We start from the raw sequence: 7,381 nt of genomic DNA, 5'->3' as shown, positions 1-7,381 counted from the left end.
TTTAGTTGAAAATGATATAAGATTCTTAGATCAATTTAAATAGGATTTATTTTAAATAGAATATTTTATAAAAAATTCGATATAACATTAAATGATTTAAATACTATAAACTGAAATAAAATTTAGGAGGAAAAAAATGTTAGTACCTGTAAAATGGCTTAAAGATTACGTTGATATAGATATAGATTCAGTGGAATTCGCTGATATGATGACAATGACAGGAACAAAAACTGAAACTGTAGAATTCTTTGGAGAAGGAATAGAAAATGTAGTAGTTGGAAAAATAGTAGAATTAAAACAACATCCAAATGCTGACAAATTAGTAGTTGGTCAAGTAGATATTGGAAATGGAAAAACAGTTCAAATATGTACAGGAGCTCCAAACGTACACGAAGGAGATATAATTCCAGTAGCATTAGACAACTCTAAATTACCAGGAGGTAAAGAAATAAAAACTTCTGAATTAAGAGGTGTATTATCAGAAGGTATGATGTGTTCTGCTAAAGAATTAGGAATAGATGAATTCTATGTAGCAGATGAAAGTAAAAATGGTATATACCTATTAAATGACTTCGAAGGTATGGACTTAGGAAAAGACATCAAAGAAGCATTAGGATTATACGATGCAGTTATAGACTTCGAATTAACAGCTAATAGACCTGACTGTAGATCTATGATAGGTATAGCTAGAGAAGCAGCTGTAACTATAGGTAAAAAAATAAAATATCCAGAAATCACAGTAAAAGAATGTGATGAAGAAATAGATTTCGATGTAAAAGTTGAAAATCCAGACTTATGTATGAGATACGGAGCTAGAATAGTTAAAGACGTAAAAATAGGTCCATCTCCATACTGGATGCAAAGAAGATTAATAGAAGCTGGTGTAAGACCAATAAACAACATAGTTGATATAACAAACTTCGTAATGCTTGAATATGGTCAACCACTACATGCTTTCGACTTAAAACAAGTTCCAACAGGAAAAATAGTAGTAAGAACTGCAAAAGAAGGAGAAAAATTCACTACATTAGATAATGTAGAAAGAACATTAGACGACCAAATGCTAGTTATAACTGACGGTGAAAAATCTATAGGCTTAGCTGGTGTAATGGGTGGTTTAAATTCAGAAATAACTGATGAAACTACAGAAGTTTTATTCGAAGGTGCAGCATTCAACGCTGAAAACATCAGAAGAACTTCTAAGAAATTAGGACTTAGAACAGAAGCTTCAGGAAGATACGAAAAAGGTGTTGCTACAGAAACTTCAAAAACTGGTGTTGAAAGAGCTTGCCAATTAGTTGAAATGTTAGGTTGTGGACGTGTTCTTAAAGGAATAGCTGAAGACTACCCAACTAAACAAGAAAAAGTAGTATTAAACGTAAATCCATCTAGAATAATCAAAAACATAGGTGCTCCTATAACTCTAGATGAATTTGTTAAAATAATGGAAGACTTAGAATTCAAATGTGATTTAAAATCATCAGAAGAAATAGAAATAGAAGTTCCAGATTACAGATTAGATATGGAACAAGAAGCTGATGTATACGAAGAAATAGCTAGAATCTATGGCTTCGAGAAAATACCTTCAGCACAATTAGAAGGAAATGCAACTGCTGGTGTAAAAACTGACAGACAAAAATTCATGGATAAAATAAAAGACACTGCAACAAGTATAGGATTATATGAAATATTAACTTACTCTTTCGTAAGTCCTAAATCATTAGACAAAATAAAATTACCAGCAGATAGTCCTAAGAGAAATTATATAAAATTATTAAATCCACTTGGAGAAGATACTTCTATAATGAGAACAACTATGATGCCATCTACATTAGATGTATTATATACTAATGCTTCTCGTAAAGTAGAACAAGCTCTAGTATTCGAATGTGGTCATACATTTACTCCACAAGAAGGTCTTCCAATAGAAAATAACCACTTATGTTTAGGTATGTATGGTAAGGATGTAGATTTCTTCGTGTTAAAAGGAACTATAGAAAAAATATTTGAAGCAATAGGATTTAAAGGTTACGAAATTAAACCAGAAACTAATAATTCTACATTCCACCCAGGTAGATGTGCTACAATAATGTATAAAGAACAATATGTAGGAACATTTGGTGAAGCGCATCCAGAAGTTATAGAAAACTATAACTTAACACAAAGAGTTTATCTTGGTGAAATAGACTTAGATTTAGTATACGATAATTCAGATAGAACTATAATTTACAATCCATTACCAAAATATCCTTCAACTTCAAGAGATATAGCTCTATTAGTTAAAAAGGACGTATTCGTGGGTCAAATAGAAGAAATAATAGAAGCTAATGGTGAAGGCTTAGTTGAAAGCTATAAATTATTCGACGTTTATACAGGCTCTCAAATAGCTGATGGATATAAGTCAGTTGCTTATTCTATAACTTATAGAAGCAAAGATAAAACTCTTACTGATGAAGATGTAGCTAAGGTTCATGATAAAATTTTAAGTGAGTTAGAAACAAAACTAGACGCTAAGCTAAGAACAAACTAACTCATCTTTTGGTAGGGGGAATTAGTTAATGAACAAAGTAACAGTGACAATCCAAGGATCGAATTATGCAATGGTCGGAGAAAAGACTGAAAAAGAAATACTTAGAGTAGCAAATTATGTAAATAGTGAAATGGATAAATTAAAAGAAAGTGCTCCTAATCTTAGTTCACTTCAAGTATCCATATTAACATCACTAAATATGGCAGATTTATTATTTGAATGTTCAAGTGAAAATGAGGCTCTATTAAATCAAGTGGAGGAGCTCAAAGAAAAGCTAGGACAACCAAATGAAGAGGTAGAAGCTAAAATAGCTGAATTGATGAATTCAATAAGTGCTAAAGAAAGAGAGCTTGTTGAGAGTAAATTCGAGATAGAGAGATTAAATGGTATAATTTCTGATCAAGAAAAGCAAATTGACAGTTTGAGTAATGTTACAGAAGGTAGTAAATCTGAAATAGAAGATTACAAAGCGCAAATAGAAAGTTTAAAGGCGTCATTAGAGGAAGTAACAGAAAGAGCTAAGGTGGCTGAAAATCTTTCTTCTGAATGGCAAAATAAATCTTTTAACTTACAATTAGCGATAACTGATTTGGAAAATCAACTTAAAGAAGGGATAGTTCCAACAACAAATGAAGAATAATATTAAATAATGTAAATAAAGCTCTATTGATTGTAAAAATCGATAGAGCTTTTTATGTAATTTTATTTAGACAATAAATTTTTAAAACCAAATAAAATAAGAAAAATGCCTACTGCTATATTTAGAATTGAGATAATAGTATTTGAAAATAATGTTTGAGTGAAGTTACCAAAAATTGATACTATAGTTAAAAAAAATAATGTTGAAAAAATACATCCTAGACTAAAAATTTTTAAACTATTTTTTGAAATCTCCTCTTGTGAAATTTTACTAGAAAACACTCCTGCCCAGAAAATAATAGTAAGTGGATTTGAAAGTGTTAAAAATAATGATTTAACAAATATATTTTGAGTGCTATTTGGATCTAAAAAATTTAACGTCGGCAATATATCTATGCCTAGTGTAGCGAGTATAGAATTTGCACCGAAAATAAATAAAATAATTGCGCTGAATATTTTAAAGGCTGATTTATTTTTTTGTAAAAATTTTTCAATACCTAAAATAGCTAATATCATTTGTATAGAATCACCAGCAGCAACACCTAATACACCTATTTCTGCGATAAAAAAACCTTTAGTTATAGATGTCTGAAATATAAATAGACAAATAGGTCCGATTGCAAGTTGAAGAAGCATACCGAATTTAAATCCTTTTAAAAACATATAATCACCCCCATTAAATATTTATCTATCCTTTCTTTTAATTTTTTATTAAATTATAGCTTTATACTTAATAATTTTCAATTATTCTGATTATTTCAAGAAAATATTAAGAAAATACTTATAAATACATAAAAATTTTTTGAATTTATGTTTTAGTTTTCTTATAACCTAAAAATTTTAAAAGTCTAAAGTTAATTATATAACTTTTTCCTACTTGAGTTTTGTGGGATAGTAGTGTATTATGAGGTGATGATGGAATACGAACTTTAATAAATAGGAGAAATAGAATGAAAAATATAGAATTACTGGCTCCTGTTGGGTCATTTGACTCATTAAAGGCAGCTGTACAAAATGGAGCAAATGCAGTTTATCTAGGTGGAAAAGATTTCAGTGCTAGAGCATCTGCAAATAATTTTGATAGAGAAGAGCTTACAGAAGCAGTTAAATACGCTCATATAAGAGGTGTAAGAGTTTTCGTGACTACAAATACACTTATAAAGCAAAATGAAATAGAGGATTTTGTTGAATATGCCAAATTTTTATATGATATAGATGTCGATGCTCTTATAATGCAGGATATAGGAGTAGCTATGCTTATACATCGACTATTACCTGATTTTGAATTACATGCAAGTACTCAGATGGTGGCACATTCTCTAGAGGATGTGAAGTATTTGGAAAGTATTGGATTTAAAAGAGTCGTGATTGCTAGAGAGTTGACTATAGAGGAAATCAGACATATTTGCGACAATACAGATGTGGATATAGAAATTTTTGTTCATGGGGCACTTTGTGTTTGCTATTCTGGTGGATGCTTGATGAGTAGTATGATTGGAAATCGTTCTGGAAATAGAGGAAGATGTGCACAGCCTTGCAGACAAAAATATAAGCTGATAGACATATCTACAGGTGAAGAAATCCACAACAAGGGAGACTATCTTTTGAGTACAAGAGATTTAAATACTATAGAGGATGTGGATAAAATAATAGAAAGTGGTGTTTTATCCTTGAAAATCGAGGGTAGAATGAAGAAACCAGAGTATGTAGCGACAGTTATCAACAGTTATAGAGAGGCTATAGACGATTACCTTGAAAACAAAAAGGTAAAAATATCCACAGACACAATGGAGGATCTATATACTATCTTCAATAGAAAATTCACAAAAGGTCTTATATTAGGTGAAGTTGGTTCAGAAGTTATGAACAGCAACATACCAAATAATCAGGGTTTATATGTAGGAAAGGTTGTGGACTACAATAAAAAAGCCAAACGATTAAAAATAAAATTAGAGGGAACTCTAAAAAAGGGCGATGGAATAAACCTAGGTGGAGGAACTATAGGTAGAATTATAAAAGGCAAAGAAATCTGCAAAATAGGACACAAAGGTGAAACTATAGAAATAGATTTTATAGGAGAAGCTAGAAAAAATCAAGTCGTCTATAAAACATCTGATACAGATTTAATTGATAGAGTACAAAAAACTTATACTCAGGATAAAGAATTAGTAAAAAATTCAATAGATGCAGAAATTACAATTAAATTAGACGAATATCCACAATTAACATTGGCAGATAAAGAAGAAAATTTTGTAACTGTTAAAGGGGATAAATTAGTAGAAAAAGCGTTGAAGGTCGCATTGAGTGAAGAAAAAATAGAAACTCAAATGAAAAAATTAGGGAATACACCTTACGAAATCGACAACCTAATAATAAATTTAGACGATGGAGTAAGTATGCCCATTAGTTTGATAAATCAAATGCGTAGAGATGCAATTGAATTATTAGATGAGGCTAGAATTCCTGTAAAGGGTAGAGCATATAAACAAAGTAATATAAGCTATATTCCTAAGAAACAAAGTAAAAAATATGAGCCTAAAATTAGAGTAAAAATAAACAATTTAGAAGCATTAAAAGCAATAGTTGGTTTAGAAATTGACACAATTTACTATGAAGAGTTAAAGACATTAGATCAAGCTGTAGAAATAGCTAAAGCAAACGATAAAAAATTAATCTACAGTGCTCCTAGAATAGTTAGAAATAAAGAATATAAATTTCTAGAAAAATCTAAACAATACTGCAAAGAAGATGTACAAATATCTGCACTAGGACAAGTGAAATTTTACAAAGAAAACGATGAGAATGTGACTTTAAATGTAGATTACTATTTAAATCCTTTTAATAGCGAGACAATAAATCACTATAAAAAAGAAGGTGCAAAATCTCTCTGTATTTCACAGGAATTAAATATAAGCGAGATAAAAGAAACTACGAAATACACAGATTTAGAAATAGAGACAGTAGCATACGGATATATTCCGATGATGATAAGTGAATACTGCCCAATGGGTGTACTTACTAGAAACTGTAAAAAAGACAAAAGATGTGCAGCTTGTAACGAAAGTAAATACGCACTCAGAGATTTTAAGGGAGAAGAATATAGAATATCTCAAGGATTATTCTGCAGAAGTACAATATATAATTCAAGACCGAATTGTTTGATAAATGAACTAGAGGACCTTTTATATGCTGGAGTTAGTGTATTTAGATTAGATTTTACACATGAGGATACTAGTTTAATAGTAAAAATAACACAGGCATTTATAGATGTGATAAAAAATAATTGTACAGTTAGTGCCGAGACACAAGAATTATTTGATGAATTAGATACAACATTAGGACATCTATATAAAGGAATAGATTAAAGAGGGGATTTTTATGAAAAAAATATTGATGGTATTGTTGATTGTAATTCTATCTGTAGGATGTAGCAAGGATAGCACTACACAAGAAAAATCAACAGACGAAACTTCCACTAAAAGCGAACAATCTTCAGCACAAAATACTTTACAAATACAAGATGTAGAGGGATATTGGGAGTATAAAGGCGAGGATGAAAGTGCATTATTAAAATTCGACTGGAAAATGAATTTAGATTTATATTACAGCGATGGCTCACGTGAAGAGTGTAGCTATGAGGTAGTCGAATCAAAGGAAAACAGCATAGATATAAATATAAAAAATGGTGATAAAACTACTCCTGCAACTATAAAAACAGACGACCACGGAGAAACTATAACCTTAGAAAAGGACGAAAAAGAATATTATTTCGTTAGAATACCAAAGGATCAATTCTATGTAAAATTAGTTGAGGATTATAAAGAAAAATAGTTTTTTAAATTAGTTTAAATTGTTATGATTAGTGATATAATATATTTTAAGAGAGAATTTAGGTGGAGATACTCTTCCATCTGATGCTGAAGAACTTTTAGTTGTTGATATGGAACGTACACATATTGATGGACTTATGAATACGATGAAATTAATTGTTTCCTATATTGGAATTAATAAATAAGTAAGTATAGATCTATTCCTAAATGCAATTAAATTTTAATATATATGTTTTTATTAATAAGATTAGTAAATTAGAAAACCATGTAACTTTATAAGGTCAAAGTAGTTTGACCTTATAAAGTTACATGGTTTTTGTTGTGTTTTAGGGAGTGTAAGATAAAGTGTGTAAGTAGAAAATAAAATTTTCTCTTATGCACT

At 30.0% G+C, this 7,381-nt stretch carries 5 protein-coding genes; 4 read left to right on the top strand and 1 reads right to left on the bottom strand.

Going from position 1 to position 7,381, the window contains the following annotated elements; all coding sequences use genetic code 11:
• Positions 1-136 precede the first annotated feature (136 nt).
• Positions 137-2,530 carry a phenylalanine--tRNA ligase subunit beta gene (gene pheT / locus ACI3VO_RS16100; protein ID WP_439758889.1) on the top strand — a complete coding sequence of 798 codons (2,394 nt, stop codon included), beginning with the start codon at positions 137-139 and terminating at the stop codon, positions 2,528-2,530.
• Between the two features lie 28 nt (positions 2,531-2,558).
• The gene (gene zapA / locus ACI3VO_RS16095; protein ID WP_439758888.1) at positions 2,559-3,170 is read left to right on the top strand and encodes a cell division protein ZapA; all 612 of its coding nucleotides are present in this window, start codon (positions 2,559-2,561) and stop codon (positions 3,168-3,170) included.
• A gap of 62 nt (positions 3,171-3,232) precedes the next feature.
• Here the strand turns inward: zapA and ACI3VO_RS16090 are convergent, their stop codons facing one another.
• Entirely contained in the window at positions 3,233-3,832 is a 600-nt protein-coding gene (locus tag ACI3VO_RS16090; RefSeq protein ID WP_439758887.1) for a LysE family translocator, read from the bottom strand.
• A gap of 287 nt (positions 3,833-4,119) precedes the next feature.
• Here ACI3VO_RS16090 and ACI3VO_RS16085 point away from each other — a divergent pair, with 287 nt between their 5' ends.
• Entirely contained in the window at positions 4,120-6,534 is a 2,415-nt protein-coding gene (locus ACI3VO_RS16085) for a DUF3656 domain-containing U32 family peptidase (RefSeq protein WP_439758886.1), read from the top strand.
• 13 nt (positions 6,535-6,547) lie between these two features.
• Complete coding sequence (locus ACI3VO_RS16080) at positions 6,548-7,000, top strand: hypothetical protein (RefSeq protein ID WP_439758885.1); 453 nt, start codon at positions 6,548-6,550, stop codon at positions 6,998-7,000.
• Positions 7,001-7,381 lie beyond the last annotated feature (381 nt).

It is taken from the genome of Intestinibacter sp., assembly GCF_051866655.1.
In the GTDB taxonomy this organism is placed as follows: Bacteria; Bacillota; Clostridia; order Peptostreptococcales; family Peptostreptococcaceae; genus Intestinibacter.
This window is presented reverse-complemented; position numbering and strand designations above follow the sequence as displayed.